The organism is Streptomyces sp. M41(2017), from assembly GCF_002078175.1.
Taxonomy (GTDB): domain Bacteria; phylum Actinomycetota; class Actinomycetes; order Streptomycetales; family Streptomycetaceae; genus Streptomyces.
The window spans coordinates 5,590,057-5,613,559 of the sequence record NZ_MWFK01000001.1; the positions used below are offsets into that span (position 1 = coordinate 5,590,057).

The following is a 23,503-nucleotide window of genomic DNA, read 5'->3' on the forward strand; positions in this document are numbered from 1 at the left end:
ATCGGGCGGCTGCCCCCTACTGCGCCATGACCGTTCTCGGCGCGCCCGATGACGGCGACGTGTGCGATTGCTTCATCTGCTGTGGTGTGGTGGACGTGGGTTCGCTGGGAGACCGTACGCACGCCCGAGTTCGCGACTCGACGAGCCGCCGGTGAGACGGCCAGGGGTGGGTACCGTTTGAGCACCGACCGTCTTCTCCCGTGAGGAACCGACCATGACCGCCGATGCCTACCTCGTCCTGCTGAACGGCACGGCTTCGACACTCGGGGTATCCCCTGCGGCCGTCGGAGATCTCGCCTGCATGGAGACTCCCGCGGTTCAGGGGTGGCTCCACGCACAGGGGGCGTCGGTCCCGTCGTCACGTCTGCGTCTCCTGCCTCCGGAGGAGACGTCGGGCATTCCCGAGGAGGCCGAGAGGCTTCCCGTGCCGCTCAGTGACGAGGAACTGAGCCGCGTCCGCCACCACGCCACGTCGCAGGGCGTCGGGCGTATGGAGGAGGAGCTGCAGGCATACGGCTTCCAGATGGGCGGACGCGAGTCGCTGATCATCCGTGCGTTCGCGGCTGGGGTTCCCGCGCACCGTATTGCGGAGTTGACGGGTGAGGATCTGGCTGCCGTGAAGGAGATCGCGCTGCGCTAGGCCGTGTCCGGAGGGTCAAGGCCCGTAGGTGAAGCGGGCCTTGACCCCCGCCCTGGGTGTCAGGCAGCTCGGACGAGCTGCGCTCGGCCGAACAGCAGCGCGTAGCCCTCGGGGAGCTGTCCGATGATCCGGGAAGTGAGGCCGTCGCCGGCGAGTCGCCCGACGACGCTCAGAACAGTTCCGGTGTCCCAGCGGGCGACTGCGGGAGCAGTCCCCGTGCGGGTGGCGAGATCCTTCACGAAGCCCCAGCCGGTGAGGTGGTGCGGGTGGGGAACCTGACGGGTGAGGAGCCTGGCAGCCTCGGGAGGAAGGCACGCGGCGAGTTCGTCGCGCTCCGCTCCCGCGAGCTGGCGGCCGAGGGCTTCCAGTACGGCGCGGGTGACGTGCTCCGCCCGCTGCAGCGTCGGATAAGCGCCTTCGTAGCGGATCCTTTCCAGCATCTCGTGAAACGTCATACCGGTCCGGGCAGAAGCCGGTTCACGCAGCGAAAGCATGGGAAGGCGTTCCCTTTCTTTGGCAGGGGGATTCAGGGGGGCGTGGCCCAGGTCAGTAGGAGGGATCACGGCGACCGCAGAGGAGGTCGTAGCCCGGGGGCGCTGGAGCACGGTGGCCGGTGTGGTCTTCGTGTGCGGCGTGGGCCGTCACACTGCGCACGGCGCTGATGTCCCAGGCCGCGGTCCGTTCGCTCGGTCCCTCGCTCCATGCCGCTGTCGCCCGCCCTCACGAACCGCCGGGCGGCAAGCTTTCGGCGGCCTGGAGCGGGTCGAGCAGGGTCAGCGCGACGTCTCCGGGAGCAGGGCGGAGGGCGGAGCCCGAGGGACGGGATCCGCCCTCCGCGTCGGCCGGAGATCGGCTGATCAGCCGCTGATCTGCGGGTGATCGCCGGTGCCACCGATGGCGATCTTGCGGGGCTTTGCGCGTTCGGCGATCGGGATGCGGAGCGTCAGCACCCCTGCGTCGTAGTCGGCCGTGATGCGCTCGGTGTCCAGGGTGTCGGCGAGGACCAGCTGGCGGGAGAACACGCCCAGGGGCCGCTCGGAGAGTTCCATCTGTACGTCGTCGGCCTTGACGACGGGGCGCCGCTCGGCCTTGACGGTGAGCATGTTCCGCTCGACGTCGATGTCGATCGCGTCCTTCGCGACGCCGGGCAGGTCGAGGGCGATCACGTACTCCTCGCCCTCGCGGTAGGCGTCCATCGGCATGGTCGAGGGCCTCGACCATGTGCCGGACCCACCGGTCAGCTGCTGGGCGAGACGGTCGAGTTCGCGGAACGGGTCAGTGCGCATCAACATCGCGAAAACACCTCCACAGGTCTGGCAGGAACTGCCAATGCGCTTCGTCTGACTCAGTTCTAACACGTCATCCAATGGATGACAAGTAGCATGTCATCCGTCCGCTGACGAACGATGGCTCCGCCTGTCGGCGCTCAGGTGCGGTCCACGGCGAGGCGGCCGCTCTGCGCAGTCCGCAGTGGGGGAGGGGTGGGGAGCGGGCGGCGGCGCGTCCCAGGTGCGTCGGCGCACGCAGGGCGTCGTCTACGCGGTCGGTCCGGCGACGCCCCCTGCCTTGAGGTACGCAAGAGGCTCCTGCCGCGTGTGATGAAGGCGGTGGGAGACTTGCGGGATGGACATCCGTCGCAGGAACAACGTCACCGTCACCGGCCGTGCGGGCGGGCAGGTGCTGCTGTTGGCGCACGGCTTCGGCTGTGACCAGAACATGTGGCGGCTCGTCGTCCCCGCGTTGGCTCGTGACCACCAGGTGGTGCTCTTCGACTACGTCGGCTCGGGCCACGCGGATCCGGATGCGTGGAGCGAGCAGCGCTACGGCTCCCTGGAGGGCTATGCCCAGGATGTTCTGGACATCTGTGAGGACCTGGATCTGCGCGATGTGGTGTTCGTGGGGCATTCGGTCAGCGCCATGGTCGGGGTTCTCGCCGCGGCGCAGGCTCCGCAGAGGTTCTCCGGCTTGGTGATGGTGGCTCCCTCGCCCCGGTATATCGATGACGACGGTTATCGAGGCGGATTCGGCGCGGACGACATCGAGGAGCTGTTGGAGTCGCTGGAGTCGAACTATCTGGGCTGGTCGGCTGCGATGGCGCCGGTGATCATGGGTAATGAGGACCGGCCGGAGCTCGGCGAGGAGCTGACCGCCTCGTTCTGCGCCACCGATCCGGACATGGCCCGGGTCTTCGCCCGCACGACCTTTCTCTCCGACAGCCGGGCCGATCTGAAGACGGTCGCGGTGCCGACGCTGGTGCTGGAGTGCCGACAGGACGTGATCGCGCCGCGCGAGGTGGGCGCCTACGTCCACGCCGCGATCCCCGGCAGCCGTTTGGTCACGCTCGAAGCGACGGGCCACTGCCCTCAGCTGAGTGCTCCGCAGGCCACCGCCGCCGCGATCACCGAGTTCACCGGGGGCGCCCGATGATGTGCGGGACGACCGACCAGGGACCTGGCGGGGAGCAGGAGGCGGGGGACACGGACGCGGCCTTCTCCTCACTGCTGGAGGACAGCGTTGAGGAGCTGTACGAGCAGGCGCCCTGCGGCTACCTTTCGACGCTGATGGACGGCACCGTCGCGAAGGTCAACGCCACGCTGCTCGACTGGCTCGGCCTCTCCCGGGACCAGGTCGTGGGCCGTTTGCGGTTCGCCGATCTCCTCACCGTCGGCGGCAAGCTCTACCACGAGACGCACTTCGCGCCGATGCTGCAGATGCAGGGCGAGGTCAGCGGTATCGCCCTGGACCTCAAAGCCGCCGGCAAGCAGCGGCTCCCGGTCCTCGTCACCTCGCGGGTGAAGACCAGCGACGACGGTGAGCCGCTGCTGATCCGCACCACCGTGTTCGACGCCCGCGAGCGCCGCGCCTATGAGCAGGAGCTACTGCGTGGCCGCCTGGCAGCCGAAGAGGCGCACCGGCAGGCGGAGACCGACCGGGCCCGGCTCCAAGAGGCCCTCGCCGTCCTCCAGCGGAACCTGCTGCCCGCCGAACTTCCCAAGATTCCCGGACTCGACGCGGCCTCGTACTACCACACCGCCTCTCCGGACCTGCTCGGCGGAGACTTCTACGACCTGTTCCCCCTGGACGCAGGCCGGTGGGCCTTCTTCCTCGGCGACGTGTGCGGGAAGGGCCCCCAGGCGGCCGCGCTGACCTCGCTGACCCGCTATACGCTGCGCGCCGCGGCCCTGCACGATCCCGACCCCGAAACCGTTCTGAGAACCCTGAATACGGTGCTGCACGAGCGGTACACCCGGGGTGACACCCGCTACTGCACAGCGATTTTCGGAGTCCTGCAGCCCAAGGACGAGCATGTCAGTGTGCACCTGGCCTCCGGCGGCCACCCGCCGGCGCTCATCCAGCGCGCGGACGGGACCGCCGCCTATCTGCCCACCCCCGGCGGCATGCTCATCGGCGTCCTGCCCGACGCGCCGTTCACCTCCGTCCACACCGAACTGACCCGGGGAGACACCTTGCTCCTGTACACCGACGGCTTGACGGAGGCCCGAATCGGCCCGCGGCGTGACCTCTACGGTGAAGACGCCCTGTGTGCTTTCGCCGCCGCGCAGCCCGCCTCGGGCCCTCAGGCATTGGTCACGGCCCTGACCGGGCTCCTGGCGGGCTTCGGCAAGGGCCTGGACGACGACACCGCGCTGCTCGCCCTGGGCGCCCCCGCCCCGCATCCCACCTCCGCGACCGGAGAGCAAGGTCTGACATGAGCCAGCTGACGATCACCCGCCGAGACGCCGCCACCGGTCCCGTACTGGAGATCGCCGGCGACCTCGACTATGCGAGCGCGCCGGAACTCCGTGACTCCCTCGACGGCCTCGCTCTGGCCGATGGGCAGCTACTGATCCTGGATCTGGCCGGCTTGGACTACTGCGACTCCAGTGGCCTCACGGCATTGCTGGCGGCCCGGAATCTGGCCGCAGAACGGAGCGCACACATCGCGCTGGCCTCAGTCCCGGCAGACACCATGCGCATCCTGTCCCTCACGGGCCTGGACCGGGTCTTCCCCCTGCATTCCGATGCCTCAACGACCGACGTGTCGCACTACAGAGCGGGCTGACCTGGTGGCACGGGTATTGCTCCCGAGTCCCATGACTTCGGCCGTGCCACCCACTTTCGACTGAATTTGTGCACGAGTGGTCGTTGATCGGGCCGACAACGGGGCACTCAGGGAACAGGCCGGCTAGGTGGCCGCCCCCTAGGGGACTGGCTGAGCTCAGGTTCTCCCGGTTCGGCCAGAGTGCCGGGAGACCCGCCCCTTACCGGGCCTCGGACCGGCTTGTGCGACCTGGCTCCATCGGGAAGGAGAGGTGGGTCAGCTTGGCGATGGGCGCGCACCCGTGCGCTCGGACGCGTCATGGGTAGGGTCCAGAGCAGGGGCAGTGCCGCGTTGACGGATTCCGACCGCACGCGCGGCTGTTCCCTGACGTGACCCATCGCCTCCATGACGCTATGCACAGCCACCCTCAAGAGGCCGCCAGTCTGTCGAAGGATGCGAACAGTGAGCGCAGAAGACGCCGAGATGGCGTGGGACAGTGCATCGGTCACGCAATGGCTGCTGGAGATGCAGTCGCTGGAAGGATTCCTGCAGACGCTGGCCGACGCCGCTTTGAAACGGACCGTCGTGGAAGGCGTCGGCGTCACGATCGAACGGGACCACCGTCCACTGACCGTCGTCAGTGCGGGGCCGGCCGCCCCACCTCTGGATGAGAAGCAGTACGGCCAGGACGACGGACCGTGCCTGCAGGCTGGACGCACCGGCCAGGAGATCCTCGTCGAGGACATGCTGGAAGAGTCGCGCTGGGGGGAATATCCGGCCTTCGCGGCGGCCTGCGGGATCCGCTCCTCATTGTCCCTGCCCATTGCCGACGGCACGGAGACCGTGGGTGCGCTTAACCTGTATGCGGGACCACCTAACGGATTCGACCCGGCCGACCTGACGCTCCTGCGCTCGTTGGCCGCGCAGGCCACTGGCGCCATCGTCCTGGCCGAACGCCTCGCGCAGACGCGAGAGTTCGCTGAGCAGATGCGGACCGCCATGCAGTCCCGCACGGTCATCGACCAGGCCCTGGGCATGGTGATGCTGCAGCGCCGCTGCAGCGCCGATGTAGCGTTCGGCATCCTGCGGTCCGCCTCCCAGCACCGCAACATCAAACTGAGGGACTTGTGCGCGCAGATGATCACCAGTCTGACGGGCCACCCACCGGTCATCCCCGAACTGCCCGACCGGCCGTAGCGGACGCTGCGCCCCGTCGCTGACGCCTTCGGGGCGGGCCATCTCCGCGACTCACGCCCATGGAACGCGGCAGGCGCCGGACGCGATGGTCGCGGCATCCGTTTGGGCTGTCGCGACCACTGCTGCTGTGGGGCCGACGGCGCCCGGGCACCCCCATTCCGGGGCCTGCCCCGCATCGGCCCCGTGGGCTCGGCCGCCGAGCGCCTTGCGGTCGCCGGTGCCGCGACGCTGACCTGGCGCACGCTGAGCATGTTCCGCTCGATGTCGACGTCCAGGGCCGTGGGGTCCACGCCAGCCAGGTCGAACGCGATGACGTAACGCCCGCCGTCTCGGTCGGCGTCCACCGGCACGGCGGAGGGGCGGGGCGAGGTACGCGGACCGATCAACTGCTGTGCAGGAAAGTCGAGTTCACGGAATGGGTCAGTAGACGCCAGCACGGGGTCACACCAACAGGAGCGTGCGGGCAGTTGCTGCCAATGCGCTGAACCCGGATCCGTTGTAGCATGTCGTCAAAGTGATGACGAGGTCGATGTCGTCAGGCTGATGACAGCAGGTGAGGGAGGTGCACTCATGAGTGACGAGAATCCGACTTCGGCACCGCCCACGATTCACGCGACGATCGCGGCGCTCCACACGCTCACCGATGCCTTGGAAAGCGCGCAGAACGCCCGGGCCGACACCGCCGAGGACCCCCAGAGGGCGCTGGCGGCGCTGCTGCTCCTACGGCAGGTCCGCGAGCAATTGGCAGGCTGGGAGCCCCAGATGATCGAAGCCGCGCGGGAAGCCGGTGCGAGCTGGGCGGAGCTGGCGCACCCACTCGGCGTCGCCAGTCGCCAAGCAGCCGAACGCCGCTACCTGCGCGTGCGACCCGGCGAGGCAGGTGCCACCAAGGAGGAGCGCGTGCAGGCCACTCGTGGCCGGCGCGCGGCAGACCGATCCGTGAACGCGTGGGCCAACGACAATGCCGCCACCCTCCGGCAACTCGCCGGAACCATCACGGATCTGAGCGACCTCCCCTCCTCGGCGTCGAGCGCAGTCGAAGCCCTCCACGCCGCACTCGGCGACAAGAACCCCGGTCAGCTCCTGGGCCCCCTCTCGGAGACGGGTCCTTACCTTCGCGCCGGCCACCCTGACCTCGCGGACCGCGTGTCCGACATCGGTCGGCACGCCGACGAAACACGCGAGAACGAGCAGCGGCAACGCTCCTCCGCCCAGCCATGAGAATCCCCGGGCACGGAGGGACCACGCCCCCTCGATCGCCCACGCAACAGAGACTCCGGCCGCTGCGATGAGGACCACGATGAGGCGGCGTCGGAGGCGGGAGTTGCATTGAGGCCCCAGCGTGCGCACGGCGTGGACGCAGTTCAGCACTGCCGGCGCCGGTCAGGTCGTCGCCGCGGAGGCCGAGGGTTGCCGCGTTGTGATGTATGGCGGCAGAAGGCATCGGTACCTCTAAGCGCCCCAGCTCTTGAGCTCCTTGGCGGCGGTGCCGTTGTTGCCGAGTTGGTCGGTGCTGATGCCGCTCGCGGAGAAGGTGAGGGGGGTGACCGGCTCTGCCTCGATCGTTTCCAGGTCGGCGAGGGTGGCCAGGCCGACGGTGATGTGAGGGAGGTAGTGGTCGCCGCTGTGCTGGGGGACGTAGTTCTCGATGTAGGTGAGGGTGGGCGCGTTGATGTCGGGTTCGGCGTCGGTGCGGAAGTAGGCGTCCGCAGTGCCTCCGCTCTCGGTGTAGGGGCGCAGGCTTCGATGAGGCGGGCCTGGAAGTCGAGGACCCCGGGCCCGGGCCTGACGACGACCGCGGCGAGCCCCATCGAGGGCTGTACCTCCATGTGCGCGACGTAAGTCGTGCCGCACACAGTCTTCCCCTGACCAGCCGCGCCGGCCGGGTCATCGGCCTGATCTCCTCCCACCACGCACCCCCTCTGTCGGGGTTCAGCCAGCCGCAGCTCACAGCCCTCGCGTCCACGGGCGCCGCGGTCGGCGGCTGGCTGCACTGGCATCGTCGGACCGTCGTGCTGGATGCCCTGGAACACCTCCAATCCACCGCCCGCGTCGCCCGCTGATCGGCGGACTCGCCGCGCCGTCGAGAGCCGCCGTTCGCAATCGATGAAGCGGGCTCTGTCCCTGGCCTGACGTGAGACCCTGGACAGGGCGGGTGCAGGGCTCTGGTCACTACAGAGACAGCCTCTCGCAATCGGGGCTCGCTTAGGCAGTCAGGCGGGAGTCGCCATCCTTGAGGGGCGGCTGTGCGTCGGCTCGACTGTGCTCTATGCCCGGACCCGCATGCGCACCCCCAACCCCTTCTCACCACCGCAGGGCGAGCCCGCTCTGCCAGCAACGGAGCCTCCGGTGCGGGGCGATGAAGCCGCGGCGGCCCTCTGGTCGCGATCGCATCTGCAGGCTGAAGATCATCGGTCGCAGCCTTCTCGGCACGAGGTCCTGCGCATGCCCTGCTGCCGGCTGCTCCGGGAGGCGGGACGATCCACGAAGGTGGAGACGACGGGCGCGGCGCTGCTTCTCCGCTCGGGCGGCGGCGCCGGTCTGCTGCCGGTGACGCCGACAAACGCGCACTGCGCCCGACACGTATACGAGACGGGGCGCCGGGCACGCTTCGAGGCGGTGGATGAGGACCCGGTGCCGTCACGGTTCCGGGTCCTCACCGTCGCGCATCTACGGGTGCGCGGTGCCCGGTGTACGTGGCCGGAGAGCGGAAACGTAGCTCGGGCCGGAGCGGCCGCGGCCGTCGGCGTACCTTGGCCGTGCTGCTGTCAGCTCAGATCGTCGGCGTGTCGTCGATGACCTCGTGGTGCGGTTCGACTATGAACTTCCAGCCGGTGCTGGCCTCCATGAAGCGCACTCGGGTCGGGTAGATGTCCAAGGCGCGGCGGTCGCGATTCTGGCCGCTCGCGCTCTTGCGCCCTCGGACCGGCTCTTCGAACAGGTCGACCTTGACGTCCGGCACCGCCACGACTTCCTCGTTCCAGCGCTGAACGATTCCCGCGCCGAACGCCTCCCGTGCGGCGGTGTAGAGCGACTCCAGAGCGTCCTTGTTCCCGTTGGGCACGAAGAGCGCGAGGTTCAGGAGGACGCCGGCACTCTGGAGAACCTCGATCTCTTCCCCTGCCTCGTCCGCGACCCAGATCCCACGCTCGTCCGGATTGTTCGGAAGAACCTGAACTTCCTTGCCGAAAATGGTCCTTGCCGTGAAGGACCCTCCTTCGAAGTACTTACCGGGCTTCGTCAGGAAAGCAGGAGCGTGGCAGTCGAGAGAAAGATGGTCCAGCTCCGCCGAGACGAATATCTCCTCCTGGGGACCCAATTCTGAAACCTCCTCGACGGTGAGACGTCGAGCCATGACCTTTTCGGTGTTCACGCGGTTCTCCTTCTTCGTACGGCCACGGACAGTCTAAAGATCCGCTGCTCGCGCGCCTTGCCACCGCCCCGCCGACAGCACTGAGTTGGGGTCGCCGGTTCTATCCGGATGTTGTCGCGGCCGGCAGCCTGGCTGCCGCACTGGAGCGAGCGGCGGCCGGTCTGGAAGAGCAACCCACGCTCGTTCCCGGCCGCAGGGAAATACCCGGTTCGGTGGGTATCGCCACGACAACCCCGTTCCGGCTGCCGCTCGTTGTGATCCTCCGGACCGAGAGCCGTGCCTTCCAAGTCCACGGTCGGGCCGGCGGCATCGACATCGTGAGCGGAGTGACACGTAACCTCACGGACGTCGTCGAGGCCGGTGTCGCGTGGGCACCCGGTGCCACCGTGGCACGCATGCGAGCGACCCTGACCTTCCTCGACTCCGACCCGATCGCCGAGGCCCACGAGCGTGGTCCCGTCGCAGCGGTCACGGCACAGTGGGACCTACTGAGGGAGAAGGCGACCAGCGTGCCGAGGTTCCCCGAGTTCGGCTCGTTGATCGAGGCGGCACACGCGGAGCCCCGACTGCGCCGACTCTTCCCGTTCACCAGCCACTGGACCGTCGCCTCCAGCTCCTGCACGGGGCGCCCCTACCGCGACGAGATCGCGATAAGCCCCCCATCCGGTGGCGGCCCGTACATCGTGCTGCGGTACGCGAACACCGGCGTCCATGGAGAAGCCCCCAACGCCGCGGAGGCGGTGGCGCCGGCTCTGGCCCACCTCCCGCACTCGGTCGGTCCAGCCGTCGCAGGGTGTACCGGCAGGCCCAAGTGACCGACGTCAGTACATCTGGATGGTGACACCTGTGACCTGCGGTCGCCGAGCGGATCACTGCGCCGGACTGCCGGCGGTCTCAGTGCAAGGGGTCCGGCCCTGGCCCGTTCGCGGCTCGGAGGCCTTCCAGCGGCGTAGCGATGTTGCTGTCGGGCTTTGATCCCGGCCCAAGGTCGGAAGGCGGGCGAGGGATGCCCGTACAACCATCGGCCCCGAGGACGGGTCTGCCGTGTCATGCGAAGACTCATCGTCGCCGGCGCCGCGTTGCCGGCCGCCCTTGCGGCCTCCGTCCTTCTGCCCCCGGCCGTCGCTCACGCCCGCACACCGACTCCCTTGACCGACTTCAACGGCGACGGGTACGGCGATCTCGCCGTCTCCGCACCCGGAGCGGCGATCGACGGGCACACCCTGGCCGGGGCGGTCGTTGTCGCCTACGGCTCCTCAGGCGGGATCAAGTCCTCGCGGACGAAGACCGTCAGTCAGAACACCGCACACGTGCCGGGTGTCGCCGAGGCCTTCGACCGCTTCGGCGCCTCCACCGCGCCGGGGGACTTCAACAAGGACGGATACACCGACCTCGCGGTCGGCTCACCCGGCGAGGACGTGCCGCGCGGTGACGACTGGGGTTCGGTCACGGTGCTGTGGGGCAGCCCGGGGGGACTTGGCGCGGGCGGGGCGCTGAGTCAGCCGCTGGGCATCGAACAGACCGGATTCGGCACTGCGGTCACCGCCGGGGACTTCGACGGGGACGGCCACGCCGACATCGCGGCGAGCACGGGCAGCGGCACCCACCTGTGGCTCTACCTCAACCGGAGCACGGGCCAGTCCGGTGAAATGGGCTTCGTGCACGCCGACTTCGAGGCGTCGGCGGTGCCGGCCACCGGCACCGGCGTCACCGCACTGGCCGCCGGGGACGTCGACGGCGACGGCACCGACGACCTGGCCGCTGTCACCAACCCGCTCAGCGGCTCGGGCGGCGCGCTCTATCTCTCCCCAGGTGTTCCGGCCGAGCGCCGTACGGCGGGCGAGCTGCCCCCGGCACTCTCCCTCGCCGTCGGGGACGTGGACGGCGACGGCCACGGCGATGTCGTGTCCGGGCAGCCGTACGGGAGCGAGGAGGTGCACTGGGCCCGGGACGGCGGGAGCGTGAGCGTCCTGCGGGGCTCGGCACAGGGTGTCGACGGCCGACGGGCGGTCGTGATCACGCAGAACACCGCCGGGGTGCCCGGGGTCGTCGAGGAGGGCGACCGCTTCGGCTGGTCCGTCGAACTGGGCGACGTCAACCGGGACGGACGGGCCGACCTGGCCACGGGCGCCGTCGACGAGGGGGTGGGCCCGACGGGCTTCACCGGCTCCGTCACCGTGCTCTCCGGCTCCGCGAAGGGCCTGACGGGCACCGGCTCGTACGCCTTGCACCAGGACACTCCGGGTGTGCCCGGTGTCGCGGAGTCCCGCGACTCCTTCGGTGAGGCACTGGCGCTCGCCGACACCGACCGCGACGGTCGGCTCGACCTGGCCGTCGGCGCGCCCGGCGAGAACGGCTGGTACGGCGCGCTCACCTCGCTGCGAGGCGACGGAGTGCGGATCACCGTCACCCGCGCGGTCGGCTTCAGCGCGGAGACCATCGGGCTCGCCACCGGCGAGGACTGGTACCCCGAGTTCGGCGCGCCGATCAGCGGATGATCCCGGACGCGCGGGCAAGGGGCGTATACCGGTGTGCGTACCACCGGGGCGCGCCCCTCTGCCTTGTCGACGCGGTCCGAAACGCGGCGGGTTGAGCGGGGGACTCGCTCCGCACACTGCAGCGCAGGAGAGGCCCGCCGGCCACGAGAAGGATCGGACCGGCACCAGGCCACGCGCCGTGGCACAAAGGCGGGCCGTCAGGCAGGTGGCAACGCCAATCCGCGTGACCGCACCCTGTTATGGCGCTTTCCCCGGCGGGCCGGAGTCGACTTTCGCGGGAAGGCCGGTGATCCATCAACAAGAGGCGGTCCCCGGGTGGCCGGGGCCACCTCTCGTCCCCGACCGCACCAGCGTGCCCCCCGGAAGGCTTGGAGGTCCCCCTGGGTGGTCGCTCTCAGTAGTGCAGTTCCCCCTGTTTTGGGCAGCTCTGCGCATGGATACTATGTAGGTCGGCATATATGTCAGGAGAAGAGGGTGCGCCATGGGCAGGCGAACGGATGCCAAGCAGAAGATGGTGCAGGCCGCGAAACAACTGATCCGGCAGCGTGGCTACGGTGCCACGGCCTTCTCCGATGTGCTCGAACTCAGCGGTACGTCCCGCGGCTCGGTCTACTTCCACTTCCCTGGCGGTAAGGCGCAGCTCGGGATCGAAGCAGCGGAAGCCCACGCGTTCGAGCAGGTCGACATCATCGACCGTGCTGCCGGGGAGGCTACGTCGGCAGGTCGGATGATCGAGCTCTACGTCGACTTGGGCCGCGACGCGATGGTGGCCGGCGGGTACGGACGGGGTTGCGGTGTCGCCCCCCTGATCGTCGAGGGCGCCGCAGAGGATTCGGCCGAGATCGCCGAGACCGCACGGCGGGCCTTCTCGGAGATGACGGACAGGCTGGCCTTTCACTTCGTCGCCTTCGGCGTGGAGCGTGCGGCGGCACGTGTGCTGGCGGACGCCGTGATCGCGGGCGTGCAGGGGGCGATGATCACCTCCCGGGCGCTGAAGAGCCCAAAACCGTATGAATCGCTAAGAAAGGTACTGGTCAGTCATGCCGCGCATGTGTCGTCCGTGAGGTCCTAGGCCGCGCCCGCCTGGGCTTGGGCGGCCTCGATGCGCCCGCCGGGTTACTCCGGGGCGGTGAGTGGGCGATGGCTGTGCGTCTGCCCGAGGCGGCTCATCGTTCCGCAGTCGCACGGTGCGAAGGCATTATGTATGTTGGCCTACATAGTATCGGTGGCCGGGTGGCGGGTGGCCGTATGGCAGCACAGACCTACGAGGCGGGACCGCGTATCGCGGGGCGCCGGCCGCGGAGGACGCCGGCCGACAGAAGAGAGTGAGGCTCGGATCATGGCTCGTGTACTCATCACCGGAGCATCCCGGGGTATCGGGAAGGGCGTCGCGACGGAGTTGCAGGAACAGGGTCACGAGGTCATTGCCACGGCCCGCGATGTGACCATGCTCGACGACCTGTCGGTGGCGCAGAAGCTGCAGCTCGATGTCACTGACCAGGCCTCGGTCGACCGAGCGCTGGCCGAGGCCGGTCACATCGACGTCCTGCTCAGCAACGCGGGAGCGACTGTGCGCGCTCCGCTCGAGACGATCCCGCTCGCCGCGCTCGGCGACCTCTTCGAGCTCAACACCTTCGGGGCCCTGCGGGTCGCCCAGGCCGTTCTGCCCCAGATGCGCCGACGCGGAGCGGGGCAACTGATCTTCATGTCCAGCGTCCAGGGCCGCTACGTCATTCCGTTGATCGGCGCCTATGGCGCGAGCAAGCACGCCTTGGAGGCCATCGCCGAGGTCCTGGCCATCGAAGCCGGACACTTCGGCGTGTCTGTCCACGTCGTGCAGCCGCCCGCCGTGGACTCGGGAGGCGCCGAGCGCGCTGAGGTCCACCTGGACGACAGCAACCCTTACCGCCCGTTGCTGGAAGAGATCTCGGCGTTCCGGGCAGCACCGGTCTCGGTCCAAGAAGTCGCCGACGTGGTGGCGGCGACCATCGCAGAGGGTGCCAAGGCTCCCTTCCGTATCCCCGTAGGGGAAGGCGCGAAGGCCACCCTGAGCGCACGCAAGGCCGCACCCGACACCGTGCCCTTCCTGGCCGCACCCCTGGACTGGTAGCCGCACATCGCACCTTGGCGTGCGGGCGGACGTAGCGTCACATGCGGCATCCGGGCATCGTCCCGATCACGCAGCCATGTTGTCCCCGTGGGTGACTCAGACCGTGCAGTCGGCGCGATCACCGGCACCTGCCCAGGACGGGCACCGGACCTCCCGGACTTCGCTCCGCGTGACGCCGTTTCAGGACAAGGCGTGCGGCGCCCGCAACCGTAGGAGAGGGGGACCTCTGGTGGCCACGGCGCCACGGCATCCGTGGGCTGCGACGTCCGGGCAGGGATTTCGTGCCCACAGGCGGGGGAGGAGGCGCGTATCGATGATCGACCGACCGGATGAAGTTCCGCTCTCCGGCCGCGAGACCGGGCCCAGGCGACCGAGTGGCCGGGCTTCGGCTTCCTACGATGCCGCCAGAAGTAGTCCCAGCCCGGTGAGCCGCTGAGCTGACGGGCCTGTACGTCGCGGACTGCCTCGATCCGGCTCGCCACCTCGAGAAATGACGGAACGTATGAGACCGATGTTCTGCGGACGGATCCGTACCTGGGCCGCTGCCGGTGCGACCCTCACCGCACTGAGCGGAGCGGTGGCCGCCGGCCCCGCGGCGGCGGCGCACGGCGACGACCTCGGGCCCGCCATTGAGGCGATCATGCACAAGCCCGGTTACGAGCACGCGCAATGGGGGGTGCTGGAAACGGACCCGGAGAGCGGCCAGGTGATTCACTCCCGGTTTGCGAACCAGTTCTTCGTCCCGGGCTCAACGGTCAAGCTCGTCACCATCTCGACCGCGTGGCACACGCTCGGGCCCGACCACCGCTTCACCACGCCCGTCATGGCGACCGGCCACCGCACCGGATCGACCTTGCACGGGAATCTGGCTCTGGTCGCGCAGGGCGACCTGACCATGGGCGGGCGCACCAAGCCCGACGGTTCGGTCGACTACACCGACATCGACCACACCGAAGCCGAGCTCCCGGGCGCCACCCTCACACCGGAGAACCCGCTCGCCGGCATCAACCAGATCGCCCGGCAGATCCGCAAGGCCGGGATCACCCGGGTCGACGGCAACGTCATCATCGACCCCCGCCTGTTCAAACTCCCCGACTTGGACCCGCAGCCCACGCCGCTGATCCTCAACGACAATCTGATCGACCTGCTGACGGCCCCGACCCGGCCCGGACAGCAGGCCAAGCTGTCCTGGCGCCCGCAGGTCGCGCCGTACAAGGTGACGTCCAGTGTCCGGACGGTGTCCAGCGGCGGAACCACGTCCATCAACGTGACCGCATCGCCCGACGGCACCCGCATCAACCTCACCGGCACCATCGTCGCAGGCGCCCAGCCGGAGCTGCGCGTCTCCGCCATCAAGGACCCGAACGCGTTCGGCCGTACCGCGCTGATCGAGGCCCTCGCCCGCGCCGGTGTCACCGTCACCGCGCCGCACACCGGACCCAACCCGCAGAAGCAGCTCCCCGCGTCCTACCGCAATACCCCCCGCGTCGCGGCGTACGTCTCGCCGCCCTACAGCCAGTACGCCAAGCTGATCCTCAAGGTCAGTCACAACCTCGGGGCCAACCTGGCCCTGTGCAACATGGCGGTCGCACGCGGAAGCAAGAACTGCTTCGACGCTTTCCCGATCGAGCACGACTTCCTCACCGACGTTGCGGGTATCGACCCGAAGCAGTTCCAGCTCTCCGACGGGCGCGGTGGCACGCCGTCCGAGCGGGTCACACCGAAGGGGCTCGTCGAGCTCCTGACCTACTGGCTGCACACGCCCGACGCGAAGGCCTTCCAGCGGCTGCTCCCGATCCTCGGCGTGGACGGCTCCAACGGGATCTCCTGCCAGACCAACTGCCCGGCGAAGGGCAAGGTCTTCGCCAAGCCCGGGACCATCGTCGGTGACGACGAGTTGAACCAGCAGCTCGCGGCCACCGCGCAGAACGAAGCGGGCTATCTCAAGACCGACGACGGCCGCCTGCTGACCTTCTTCGTCGGCGTCAACGGCGCCAGCAGCCCCGACCTCACGAGCTTCCTCAGCATCTTCAACGACGTCAACCAGATCACCGCGCTCCTCCAGGAGCAGGCCTCCGCGGGCAACTAGGCGCGGCCGGGTCCCCGTTCCAGCAACACATGTGCCGCAGCCCCTGCCCGGGTCCTTCCCGCGCGGGGGCTGCCGCGTAGACCCGATGGGCGCATGGGCCCGTCGTGCGCATGGGCCGTCGCGCCGCCGTCTCGCAGGGAGGATCAGGCAGTCGACGGGGCGTCAAGGCACGCGCCGCGGCGCCGCGTTTCCACCGCTTGGTCGCCGACATGGCCTGAGGGCGCAGCCGGTCGCGCGGATCGCCGGATCGTCCTGTCCGGTCTGCCGTTCGGTGATCGTCGAGGTGCGGGGTAGACGGGGCGCAGACGTCTGCGGGGAGGGTGGTGCTGGCATGTTCAAGGGCTTTCGGCTTGAGTACGTCGACCTGGGGGAGGTCACGCTTCGGGTGCGGCACGGGGGCACGGGGTCGCCGGTCGTGCTGTTGCACGGACATCCGCGGACCCACACGACGTGGCACCAGGTCGCGCTGCGGCTGGCCGAGCACCACACGACGGTGGTGCCTGACCTGCGTGGATACGGCCGCTCGTCACTGCCGCCCGACGAGCCGGGCCATCGCCAGTCCAGCAAGCGGGCCATGGCGCACGATGTCGTCCGACTCATGGCTCACCTCGGCCACGACCGGTTCGCTGTCGTGGGGCACGATCGCGGTTCTCTCGTGGCGTTTCGGACCGCGATGGATCACTCGGAGAGGGTGTCCCATCTGGTGGTTATGGACGGGCTTCCGGTTATCGAGCATCTGGAGCGCACCGACGCCGGTTTCGCGCAGGCGTGGTGGCACTGGTGGTTCATGGGGCAGACGGACAAACCTGCCGAGCGCGTGATCTGCGCCGACCCGGAGGCCTGGTACAGGACGCCTGCGCCGCAGATCATGGGCGAGGGCAATCATGCTGACCTCTGGGCGGCCTTGCGCGACCCGGACGTCGTGCACGGGATGTGCGAGGACTACCGCGCGGGTCTGCGCGCCGACCGGGACGACGACGCGGCGGACAGGGTTGCGGGCCGCCAGGTGCAATGCCCGGCCCTGTTGCTCGAGTCGGCCCACGACGACCTGGACATTCACGGGGACCCGGCCGCGATCTGGCAGCCCTGGCTCGCGCGGCCGCTGCAGCACCGTGTGATCGACTCTGGTCATCACCAGGCCGAGGAGGCACCGGACGCGGTCGCCGACGCCCTCCTCGAATTCGTTCGGGATACGGGGTGAGAACCCGGAACCGTCACGGTGCCGTGAGACGTGTCGGTGCGCTGAACATCGACGACGCCCGTGCTGTGTCTGCTCGCAGCACGGGAACCCGCGCCTGGACCCCGCCTTCAGCAGCCCGCCGAAGCCGCCCCTGTGGTGGCTGCTTGCGATGACCCGAATGGGAGATGAGGTGACAACCCGCACCGCTGCCTACCCAGCGGCTTGAGCTGTCCCCAAAAACGGCGGATGCCGATCCTTTACGTGGTGGCGGCGCCGCAAACGGCGACGCCCCGCACATGATCCTCGACGATCGACGCCGGCAGCCACGGTGAAACCTGTTATCACGGCCGGAGGGTGTGGCTGCCCACGGCCGGATGGGGCGGTGCCGTCGAGGTGGAGGGCGATCGCTGCGGCGCTGAAGCGATCGCCCCGTCCTGGCGGCTGCCCAGGCCCATGGTGCGTGGCGGTGGCGAGTGCCGTTGTGGGCGGACGCCGGGGCGCCTGGCAACTCGTACAGCGCGTACCCCGAGCGCCGATCGATCAGGTCACCGTCAGGCCTGTCGCCGCAGGTCTGCACCGCGGTCGAAGGGAGTGGGTCGATCACACGCCATCCACCCGTCGCGCGGATACCGGCATCGCGCCCATAGTGCGTGAAACCTGTCACAATCCACCCAATAAATCGGACTAATAAGTAAAAATGGCTCCTTGGGGTTGATTCCTCCTCTGTCGATCAGTCGGGGGAATCAACGATCAGCCGGGGGAATCGACGACCAGCGGCCTGGGAGAAGAGTTTGATCACCGCACGCAAGCGAGGCACCGTACTGATGGCTTCGGCCGGGGCCCTCGTGCTCACGGCCCTGGCCGGTACCAGCTACGCCGCCACCGGCGACAACGGGGCTCACCCTGATGCGCAGCAGCAGGCGCAGGCGCATCACAGGGACACCCAGGACGTTTCCGACGCCCGAATAAAGATCACGCCCGGCGGGGCCCACGGCGTCGGAGCCAGCGACCCCGTGAATGTCGCGGTCAGTAACGGCAAGCTCACCAAAGTGACCATGACCGACGTTGCGACGGGTACCGAGGTTCCGGGCACCCTGTCCACGGACGCTACTTCCTGGATGCCGTCCGGCCCGCTGAAGCAGGCCACTCGCTATCAGGTCGCCGCGGAGGCCGAGGATGCGAAGGGCCGCTCGGCCATCGAGAACGCCGCCATCAGTACGGTCTCTCCGGCCAACGACTTCCTCGGGCACCTCTCGCCCGAGAACGGCTCGACCGTCGGCGTGGGCATGCCCGTGACCTTCACCTTCGACAAGGCGATCGGCGACAAGGCCGCGGTGGAGTCGAAGATCCAGGTCAGTTCCAGCAGCGGCGAGCAGATCGCCGGCCACTGGCTCACCAACAGTCGACTGGACTTCCGCCCCGAGCACTACTGGAAGCCCGGCTCCACCGTCACCGTCAAGATGAGCCGCGACGGCGTCCAGCAGACGGTCACTTTCAAGATCGGCCGGAGCCAGATCAGCACCGTCGACGCCAAGACGAAGCAGATGTCCGTCGTGCGGGACGGCAAGACGATCAAGACCATCCCCATCTCGGCCGGCAGCGCAGAGCACCCGACGTACAACGGCCAGATGGCCATCTCCGAGAAGTACCGGCAGATCCACATGAACGGTGCGACCGTCGGCCTCACGGAGAAGAACGGCAAGCCCTCCTACGACATCGAGGCCGTGCCGCACGCCATGCGCCTGACCGACTCGGGCACGTTCATCCACGGCAACTACTGGGGTGGCGACTCGGTCTTCGGCAAGGTCAACACCAGCCACGGCTGCGTCGGACTCAAGGACGTCAGGAACGCCGACGACGGCAAGCTGCCCGCCGCATGGTTCTTCGACAACTCGCTGACTGGTGACGTCGTGATCGTCAAGAACTCCCCGGACAAGGCCACGGTCGCCCCGGGCAACGGCCTCAGCGACTGGAACATGCCGTGGAGCCAGTGGGTCTCGGGCAGCGCGTCGAACTGACGCCACGTCGCTCACGCACGCGAACCTGAATCCTCCCGTCTGGCGGCGGCCGGGACATCACCGCCCGGCGCCTTGATTCTGACGCCGTCGATTCCGAAGAGCGCGTGCATGGAAAAGGTGGAGCCCCGCCCGGTCGTCGGGCGGGGCTCCATCAGCTTGGTACGGCCGGAGTCTGCGTGAGTTTCCGCCGTGACTCCGCTCGGGCACGATCACGGTGGCTCGGAGCGAGAAGGGCCGGCTATTCCCAGCAGCGGCCTACCCACCATCCGGCCTCGGGTGACGCGAAGGGGTCGGGCCAGGTCCTGGCGATGTAGAGATCATCGAGCGGTTGCACCAGGCGCCGCAGCTCGCGCGCCGCTTGTGGCGCGAGAGCGTGCATGGCCACTTCCAGAACTCCCCGCACGTCGGTTGCGTAATAGGGGCTGCACAGAGTGCAACCACAGCCGCCGGAAAGACCACGACTGGGGCGGTGGGCTGTTCGCGACCACTCCTGCAGGGCCTGGGCTGTCGCCCCGGGCCAGAACCGATCGCGCTCAAGACGGGAGATCGCTCCGGCGAGCTTGCCGGAGCCCCGCGGCATTCCGGGTGCTCGTACTTCATGCAGCCGCCGCCTCGGGTGGCGTCCGGCGGCGCGGACTTGGGACGGCCGATTACGCGGCATCGTCCTTTCTGAGCTTGGTGTTCACGGGGGCAGCATGCCAGACCCGAGAGACACCGCGCACTTGATAAGGAGCTCGACGGGGCGTCCACCCGGCGGCGAAAGTCGCTCAAGGCCTGCTGCACCAGAGCCTGGTGACGGGCGAAGAGTACGCCGTGGTGATCAAATCGTTGCTGTCCCGCGTACAACCGCCTACAGCCCTCCGCTGTCCGACAGTTGGCCGCCAGGAATGATCCTTCGGCCGGCATTCCAGAGGCCCGGTCAGGGCTGTGGGGGAGAGGACGGGCTCGTAGATGGGGAAGCCGACGATGGGCAGAACGATGTGGAGCACAGTGGTGGCCGGTGGAGCGGCGGTCGTGTTCACCGGGGTGGCGGCGGTGCCCGCCGGGGCCGCTGAGGGCGGGGTCTCGTTCACCCGGGTCACGGTGAATGGCGGGAAGCCGATCGTCGTCGGGACCACCAACGAGGTTGTCGTGCCCGCATCCTTCCGGATGACGACGAAGCTCACCTACGACTTCGGTCCAACCGTGTTCCCCTACCGGGGGCACCCCGACAGCAGTGACACGCTGCAGAGCACCGTCATCACCAGCGACTGCAAGGTCGTGGACAAGGCCGACGGGATCTGCGACTTCAAGGAGTGGCTGTACATCGACCCGAGGTTCGCCGACTTCGGGAACGAGTACGCCGGTGCTTGGAAGACCGCAGCGCGGGTCTTTCTCGCCGGTGACGCCTTCGACACCGACGACGAGAACCTCCCGTTGCAGGTGCAGCGGGCTACGCGGGTCACGGTCAACGCATCGCCGGAGCCCGTCGCGGCAGGCAAGACGATCACTGTCACCGGCCGGGTCGAACGGGCGAACTGGGACACCCACACGTACCAGGGCTACGCGGGCCGCACGGTGAGCCTGCAGTTCAAGGCGGCCGGCGCCTCCTCGTACACGACGGTCAAGAAGGCGACATCGAGCAGCACCGGCGCCCTCAAGACCACGGTGAAGGCGACGAAGTCGGGGACGTGGCGGTGGACGTACTACGGGAACTCCACCTCCGGGGCGAAGTCGTCGACCGGTGACTCTGTCGCCGTGCAGTAGTCGACGTGCCCGGACCTCTTCGCCATCTGCCGTGACCGTGTATTCCGCGCCGTCAGCGCGCTGTTCGGCCGGGTCGGCCAACCAGCGCGCTCGGTTGCAGCGAGGCCGGCATCCCGGCCCGTCGCCCCAGGAGCCTCGGGCCCGTCACAGCGCGAAGGCGGGGACACCGGCGGTACGGGTCACCTCGCACACCCTCTGGGCCGGCGAGGGCGCGGCGGGTGGTGGCGCGAGGGCCGGGCCGATCAGCGGCATGACGCTCGCCAGCATCTCCGCCTCGCTCGCGGTCCCGTCCACGATCAGATCGGCCGCCGCCCGGGAGGGCGCGACGTGGGCCGCGTGGCGGTCTCTGCCGGTCTGCAGATAGTTGCGCAGGGACAGCCGGGGGTCCTGCCGCTGCACTTCGATCTTCCGGAGGATCTTGCGGGCCAGGCGTATGTCGTCGGGGGTGTCGACATACACCCGCCACGCGGCTCGCCGGACCACGGACGGCAGGGTCAGCGCGAACAGGCCCTCGACCACCACCAGCAGCACACCGGCACGCAACAGCGCCGCGTCGATGGCGTGTGTCACCGCTGCCTCGTCGATCGAGCCCGGATGGTTCCAGTCCAGGACGGCGTGGTGGTCGGCACTGACCGTCCACACACCCCTCAGGGGGTCGTGCGCGGGCACGTAGTAGTCGTCCAGATGGATCAGCGCGATGCTCTCGGGACACTGCAGGGAAAGGGCTTCGGCAAGGGTGGACTTGCCGGATGCGGTGCCGCCTGCGACCGCCAGTACACCCGTCATAGCGGGCGCTCCTCATGTGCTCAAAGGGATAGACGAAGCGACCGGACGAGCCGGGTGCAGGGAATGTACGGCGACGAGATCGCCCCTGGCAAGCGGTGAAGCGCAGCCCGGTTCTTTCCGCCCGGCACTGCTCGACCTGCAGGACTCCTGCCGCGGCTGGAACCCCGGGTGATCAGCAGAAAGCTCCCGACGGCAACCGGTCCGAGGCGCACCGACGCTTCATCGGCCGCGGCGTTCGCCGGTCCTGGCCGGAGGGGTCGTTCCGGGTGAAGCGGCCGGTACTGGTGCCGTAGTTGCGGGCGCCCGTGTGGTGCAGATGCATGGGGTCCTGGTAGGTGCCGGCGAAGCGGTAAGGCCGTCCGGTTGCCGGGGGATCGGTCGGCGTGATGACGCGATCAGCCGCCTTGCCGGCCGGGTGCGGAGCGGCGTCGGGTGCCGCCCCTGGATGATCTAGAGTTCCGGCGGCGGGCAGTCGACCCGCCGCTCTCGTATCTGACTCAGGGGTGGGGATTGATCACTGCGACATCCGCTGCTGTACAGCGGAACAGACCGGCGACCGCGCGGAGCGTGGCCGCCGCGGTCGTGGCCGGAGGTATGACGCTGGTGGGCGTGGGGCTCACGGCGCCGGCCGCGCACGCGGCTGAAAGCGACATCTCCTTCTCGAAAGTCGTCTTCAACAACGGCGAGCCGATCGTCGTCGGTATCAGTGCCGAAGTCGAGGCCCGACTGACGTACACGGTGAAGAGCAAGGTGGCGCTCGACGACTGGTATGTCGACGCGTACCGCAGCAGCGGGTCCAACCGGTACATGCTCTCGATCTCCTCGACCCGGTGGAGCTGCAAGGTGTCGTCTGCGGGGGGCTATACCTTCCGTGCCTGCGACGAGACGGTGACCATCGACCCGAACGGGATGCCGGTCGGTCATGGCAATCACCTCGTCAACAGTGACGCCGCCGCGTGGAAGACTCTCGGCACGGCCATCAAGAAGAACGGTGGCTACGACGACGACCTGCTCTCCGCGACGGTCAGCCTCCAGCGTGCCTCGCGCATCCAGAGCGCGAACGCGTCCCCGGAGCCCGTCGCAAAGGGCAAGCAGATCACCGTTACGGGCACTGTGCAGCGCGCCAACTGGAGTCAGCACCGCTACGACAATTACGGCGGCCGGTCGGTGAAGCTGCAGTTCAAGCCGGCCGGTTCCAGCACCTACTCCACGGTCAAGTCCGTGACCGCCGGCAGTACCGGTCACCTGAAGACCACCGTGACGGCTTCCCAGGACGGCACCTGGCGCTGGCGTTACAGCGGCAACACCACCACCGGTGCCAGCAACTCCTCCGGCGACTACGTCGACGTGAGCTGAGGACCCGTACCACGGTCGGTGCGCCCGACTGCGCAGCGAAGGCCCCGCTCCGGCGGGGCCTTCCACACCGCCGGCGCACCTCGATGGCCCGCCTTCCGCGTGTCCTCCCCGCTGAGGCCGTCGGTGCAGTCACTGGCGTCGGGACGAGGCGGCATTCGCCCCGTCGACGCGTTCACCGCGCACGGATGCGCGTTGTGGGACCGCTTGGCGAAGTGAGCCGCCGGGGAATCTGTCGGGCCTTCGGCCTCTGTCCCGTCACTTCATCGAGCCGGACAGCACCATCGTCGAATGGGACATGGACGTCGAGGCGCCTTCGACGCTGCCCGTCGGGCGTCGGGCGCGGATCCGCGACAAAGCACAACCGGACGCCGGGCCCACCCGGATCGCGAGTCGTTCGATCCGCGAACGGCCGGACGAACCTCGGAGACCGGGCCCCTCCGTGCGGAAGGTGCTGAAGCGGATGATTCC

The 23,503-nt window shown here is 68.7% G+C and carries 22 protein-coding genes and 1 pseudogene; 16 read left to right on the forward strand and 7 right to left on the reverse strand.

The features are described 5' to 3' along the window. The first annotated feature begins 214 nt into the window (after positions 1-214). Complete coding sequence (locus tag B0675_RS24500; protein WP_081221095.1) at positions 215-640, forward strand: DUF6003 family protein; 426 nt, start codon at positions 215-217, stop codon at positions 638-640. A gap of 59 nt (positions 641-699) precedes the next feature. On the opposite strand, the gene B0675_RS24505 is transcribed toward B0675_RS24500, so the two are convergent. Beyond that, positions 700-1,134 carry a DUF2267 domain-containing protein gene (locus B0675_RS24505; protein ID WP_081221097.1) on the reverse strand — a complete coding sequence of 145 codons (435 nt, stop codon included), beginning with the start codon at positions 1,132-1,134 and terminating at the stop codon, positions 700-702. A gap of 363 nt (positions 1,135-1,497) precedes the next feature. Then, a complete protein-coding gene (locus B0675_RS24515) occupies positions 1,498-1,932 on the reverse strand; it encodes an Hsp20/alpha crystallin family protein (protein WP_081221099.1) in 435 nt (144 codons plus the stop codon). A gap of 331 nt (positions 1,933-2,263) precedes the next feature. Between B0675_RS24515 and B0675_RS24520 the strand changes: the two genes are divergently transcribed. From B0675_RS24520 to B0675_RS24535, 4 genes are all read left to right on the forward strand, one after another. Further along, complete coding sequence (locus B0675_RS24520) at positions 2,264-3,067, forward strand: alpha/beta hydrolase (RefSeq protein ID WP_081221102.1); 804 nt, start codon at positions 2,264-2,266, stop codon at positions 3,065-3,067. After that, complete coding sequence (locus tag B0675_RS24525; protein ID WP_107482720.1) at positions 3,064-4,353, forward strand: SpoIIE family protein phosphatase; 1,290 nt, start codon at positions 3,064-3,066, stop codon at positions 4,351-4,353. The genes B0675_RS24520 and B0675_RS24525 overlap by 4 nt, the downstream gene beginning before the upstream one ends. Then, the gene (locus B0675_RS24530) at positions 4,350-4,703 is read left to right on the forward strand and encodes an STAS domain-containing protein (protein WP_081221108.1); all 354 of its coding nucleotides are present in this window, start codon (positions 4,350-4,352) and stop codon (positions 4,701-4,703) included. Before B0675_RS24525 ends, B0675_RS24530 begins: the two co-directional genes overlap by 4 nt. 462 nt (positions 4,704-5,165) lie before the next feature. Further along, positions 5,166-5,879, forward strand: a complete 714-nt coding sequence (locus B0675_RS24535) for a GAF and ANTAR domain-containing protein (RefSeq protein WP_179165425.1) — start codon at positions 5,166-5,168, stop codon at positions 5,877-5,879. A gap of 236 nt (positions 5,880-6,115) precedes the next feature. Here the strand turns inward: B0675_RS24535 and B0675_RS42070 are convergent. Beyond that, positions 6,116-6,316 (reverse strand): annotated as a pseudogene (locus tag B0675_RS42070) (Hsp20/alpha crystallin family protein); the annotation flags it as partial. A 133-nt stretch (positions 6,317-6,449) separates the two neighbouring features. Between B0675_RS42070 and B0675_RS24545 the strand changes: the two are divergent. Continuing rightward, a complete protein-coding gene (locus tag B0675_RS24545; RefSeq protein ID WP_081221114.1) occupies positions 6,450-7,100 on the forward strand; it encodes a type III effector protein in 651 nt (216 codons plus the stop codon). 231 nt (positions 7,101-7,331) lie between these two features. Here the strand turns inward: B0675_RS24545 and B0675_RS24550 are convergent, their stop codons facing one another. Beyond that, positions 7,332-7,733, reverse strand: coding sequence for a hypothetical protein (locus B0675_RS24550; protein ID WP_081221117.1), 402 nt, complete (start codon positions 7,731-7,733; stop codon positions 7,332-7,334). On the opposite strand from B0675_RS24550, the gene B0675_RS41035 reads away from it, so the two are divergent. Beyond that, positions 7,709-7,942: a hypothetical protein gene (locus tag B0675_RS41035; protein ID WP_143661087.1), complete on the forward strand. Its 234-nt coding sequence runs from the start codon at positions 7,709-7,711 to the stop codon at positions 7,940-7,942. The two genes, B0675_RS24550 and B0675_RS41035, sit on opposite strands and share 25 nt — an antisense overlap. 710 nt (positions 7,943-8,652) lie before the next feature. On the opposite strand, the gene B0675_RS24555 is transcribed toward B0675_RS41035, so the two are convergent. Next, positions 8,653-9,252, reverse strand: a complete 600-nt coding sequence (locus B0675_RS24555; protein ID WP_081221120.1) for a hypothetical protein — start codon at positions 9,250-9,252, stop codon at positions 8,653-8,655. Between the two features lie 326 nt (positions 9,253-9,578). On the opposite strand from B0675_RS24555, the gene B0675_RS24560 reads away from it, so the two are divergent. The 8 genes from B0675_RS24560 (at position 9,579) to B0675_RS24595 (ending at position 20,893) form a co-directional block, all read left to right on the forward strand. After that, positions 9,579-10,067, forward strand: coding sequence for a DUF6193 family natural product biosynthesis protein (locus B0675_RS24560; RefSeq protein ID WP_143661088.1), 489 nt, complete (start codon positions 9,579-9,581; stop codon positions 10,065-10,067). Between the two features lie 333 nt (positions 10,068-10,400). Further along, positions 10,401-11,750: an FG-GAP-like repeat-containing protein gene (locus B0675_RS41735; RefSeq protein ID WP_193791572.1), complete on the forward strand. Its 1,350-nt coding sequence runs from the start codon at positions 10,401-10,403 to the stop codon at positions 11,748-11,750. Between the two features lie 481 nt (positions 11,751-12,231). Further along, a complete protein-coding gene (locus B0675_RS24570; protein ID WP_081221123.1) occupies positions 12,232-12,822 on the forward strand; it encodes a TetR/AcrR family transcriptional regulator in 591 nt (196 codons plus the stop codon). A gap of 267 nt (positions 12,823-13,089) precedes the next feature. Then, a complete protein-coding gene (locus B0675_RS24575; protein ID WP_081221124.1) occupies positions 13,090-13,860 on the forward strand; it encodes an SDR family NAD(P)-dependent oxidoreductase in 771 nt (256 codons plus the stop codon). A gap of 502 nt (positions 13,861-14,362) precedes the next feature. Then, positions 14,363-15,949: a D-alanyl-D-alanine carboxypeptidase/D-alanyl-D-alanine-endopeptidase gene (gene dacB, locus B0675_RS24580; protein ID WP_241539863.1), complete on the forward strand. Its 1,587-nt coding sequence runs from the start codon at positions 14,363-14,365 to the stop codon at positions 15,947-15,949. A gap of 331 nt (positions 15,950-16,280) precedes the next feature. Next, positions 16,281-17,150, forward strand: a complete 870-nt coding sequence (locus B0675_RS24585) for an alpha/beta hydrolase (protein WP_081221126.1) — start codon at positions 16,281-16,283, stop codon at positions 17,148-17,150. 803 nt (positions 17,151-17,953) lie between these two features. Continuing rightward, complete coding sequence (locus B0675_RS24590; RefSeq protein ID WP_179165358.1) at positions 17,954-19,147, forward strand: Ig-like domain-containing protein; 1,194 nt, start codon at positions 17,954-17,956, stop codon at positions 19,145-19,147. Between the two features lie 966 nt (positions 19,148-20,113). After that, complete coding sequence (locus tag B0675_RS24595; protein ID WP_081221992.1) at positions 20,114-20,893, forward strand: hypothetical protein; 780 nt, start codon at positions 20,114-20,116, stop codon at positions 20,891-20,893. Between the two features lie 144 nt (positions 20,894-21,037). On the opposite strand, the gene B0675_RS24600 is transcribed toward B0675_RS24595, so the two are convergent. Together B0675_RS24600 and B0675_RS42585 are read right to left on the reverse strand one after the other, a co-directional pair. Beyond that, positions 21,038-21,679: a hypothetical protein gene (locus tag B0675_RS24600; protein WP_081221130.1), complete on the reverse strand. Its 642-nt coding sequence runs from the start codon at positions 21,677-21,679 to the stop codon at positions 21,038-21,040. A 172-nt stretch (positions 21,680-21,851) separates the two neighbouring features. Next, the gene (locus tag B0675_RS42585; RefSeq protein WP_347109823.1) at positions 21,852-22,190 is read right to left on the reverse strand and encodes an RHS repeat-associated core domain-containing protein; all 339 of its coding nucleotides are present in this window, start codon (positions 22,188-22,190) and stop codon (positions 21,852-21,854) included. Positions 22,191-22,246: 56 nt separating this feature from the next. Here B0675_RS42585 and B0675_RS24605 point away from each other — a divergent pair, with 56 nt between their 5' ends. Then, positions 22,247-23,035 (forward strand): hypothetical protein, encoded by a 789-nt coding sequence (locus B0675_RS24605; RefSeq protein WP_241539864.1) that lies wholly within the window; start codon positions 22,247-22,249, stop codon positions 23,033-23,035. The last annotated feature ends 468 nt before the right edge of the window (positions 23,036-23,503 follow it).

What these genes read in the sequence shown, in the direction of transcription:
- B0675_RS24525 (WP_107482720.1), top strand. Translation starts at nt 3,064, where the DNA reads ATGATGTGCGGGACGACCGACCAGGGACCTGGCGGGGAGCAGGAGGCG.
- B0675_RS24505 (WP_081221097.1), bottom strand. Translation starts at nt 1,134, where the DNA reads ATGCTTTCGCTGCGTGAACCGGCTTCTGCCCGGACCGGTATGACGTTT.
- B0675_RS24500 (WP_081221095.1), top strand. Translation starts at nt 215, where the DNA reads ATGACCGCCGATGCCTACCTCGTCCTGCTGAACGGCACGGCTTCGACA.
- B0675_RS24595 (WP_081221992.1), top strand. Translation starts at nt 20,114, where the DNA reads ATGGGCAGAACGATGTGGAGCACAGTGGTGGCCGGTGGAGCGGCGGTC.
- B0675_RS24585 (WP_081221126.1), top strand. Translation starts at nt 16,281, where the DNA reads ATGTTCAAGGGCTTTCGGCTTGAGTACGTCGACCTGGGGGAGGTCACG.
- B0675_RS24570 (WP_081221123.1), top strand. Translation starts at nt 12,232, where the DNA reads ATGGGCAGGCGAACGGATGCCAAGCAGAAGATGGTGCAGGCCGCGAAA.
- B0675_RS24590 (WP_179165358.1), top strand. Translation starts at nt 17,954, where the DNA reads ATGGCTTCGGCCGGGGCCCTCGTGCTCACGGCCCTGGCCGGTACCAGC.
- B0675_RS24520 (WP_081221102.1), top strand. Translation starts at nt 2,264, where the DNA reads ATGGACATCCGTCGCAGGAACAACGTCACCGTCACCGGCCGTGCGGGC.
- B0675_RS24575 (WP_081221124.1), top strand. Translation starts at nt 13,090, where the DNA reads ATGGCTCGTGTACTCATCACCGGAGCATCCCGGGGTATCGGGAAGGGC.
- B0675_RS24515 (WP_081221099.1), bottom strand. Translation starts at nt 1,932, where the DNA reads ATGTTGATGCGCACTGACCCGTTCCGCGAACTCGACCGTCTCGCCCAG.
- B0675_RS24545 (WP_081221114.1), top strand. Translation starts at nt 6,450, where the DNA reads ATGAGTGACGAGAATCCGACTTCGGCACCGCCCACGATTCACGCGACG.
- dacB (WP_241539863.1), top strand. Translation starts at nt 14,363, where the DNA reads ATGAGACCGATGTTCTGCGGACGGATCCGTACCTGGGCCGCTGCCGGT.
- B0675_RS24535 (WP_179165425.1), top strand. Translation starts at nt 5,166, where the DNA reads ATGGCGTGGGACAGTGCATCGGTCACGCAATGGCTGCTGGAGATGCAG.
- B0675_RS24600 (WP_081221130.1), bottom strand. Translation starts at nt 21,679, where the DNA reads ATGACGGGTGTACTGGCGGTCGCAGGCGGCACCGCATCCGGCAAGTCC.
- B0675_RS24530 (WP_081221108.1), top strand. Translation starts at nt 4,350, where the DNA reads ATGAGCCAGCTGACGATCACCCGCCGAGACGCCGCCACCGGTCCCGTA.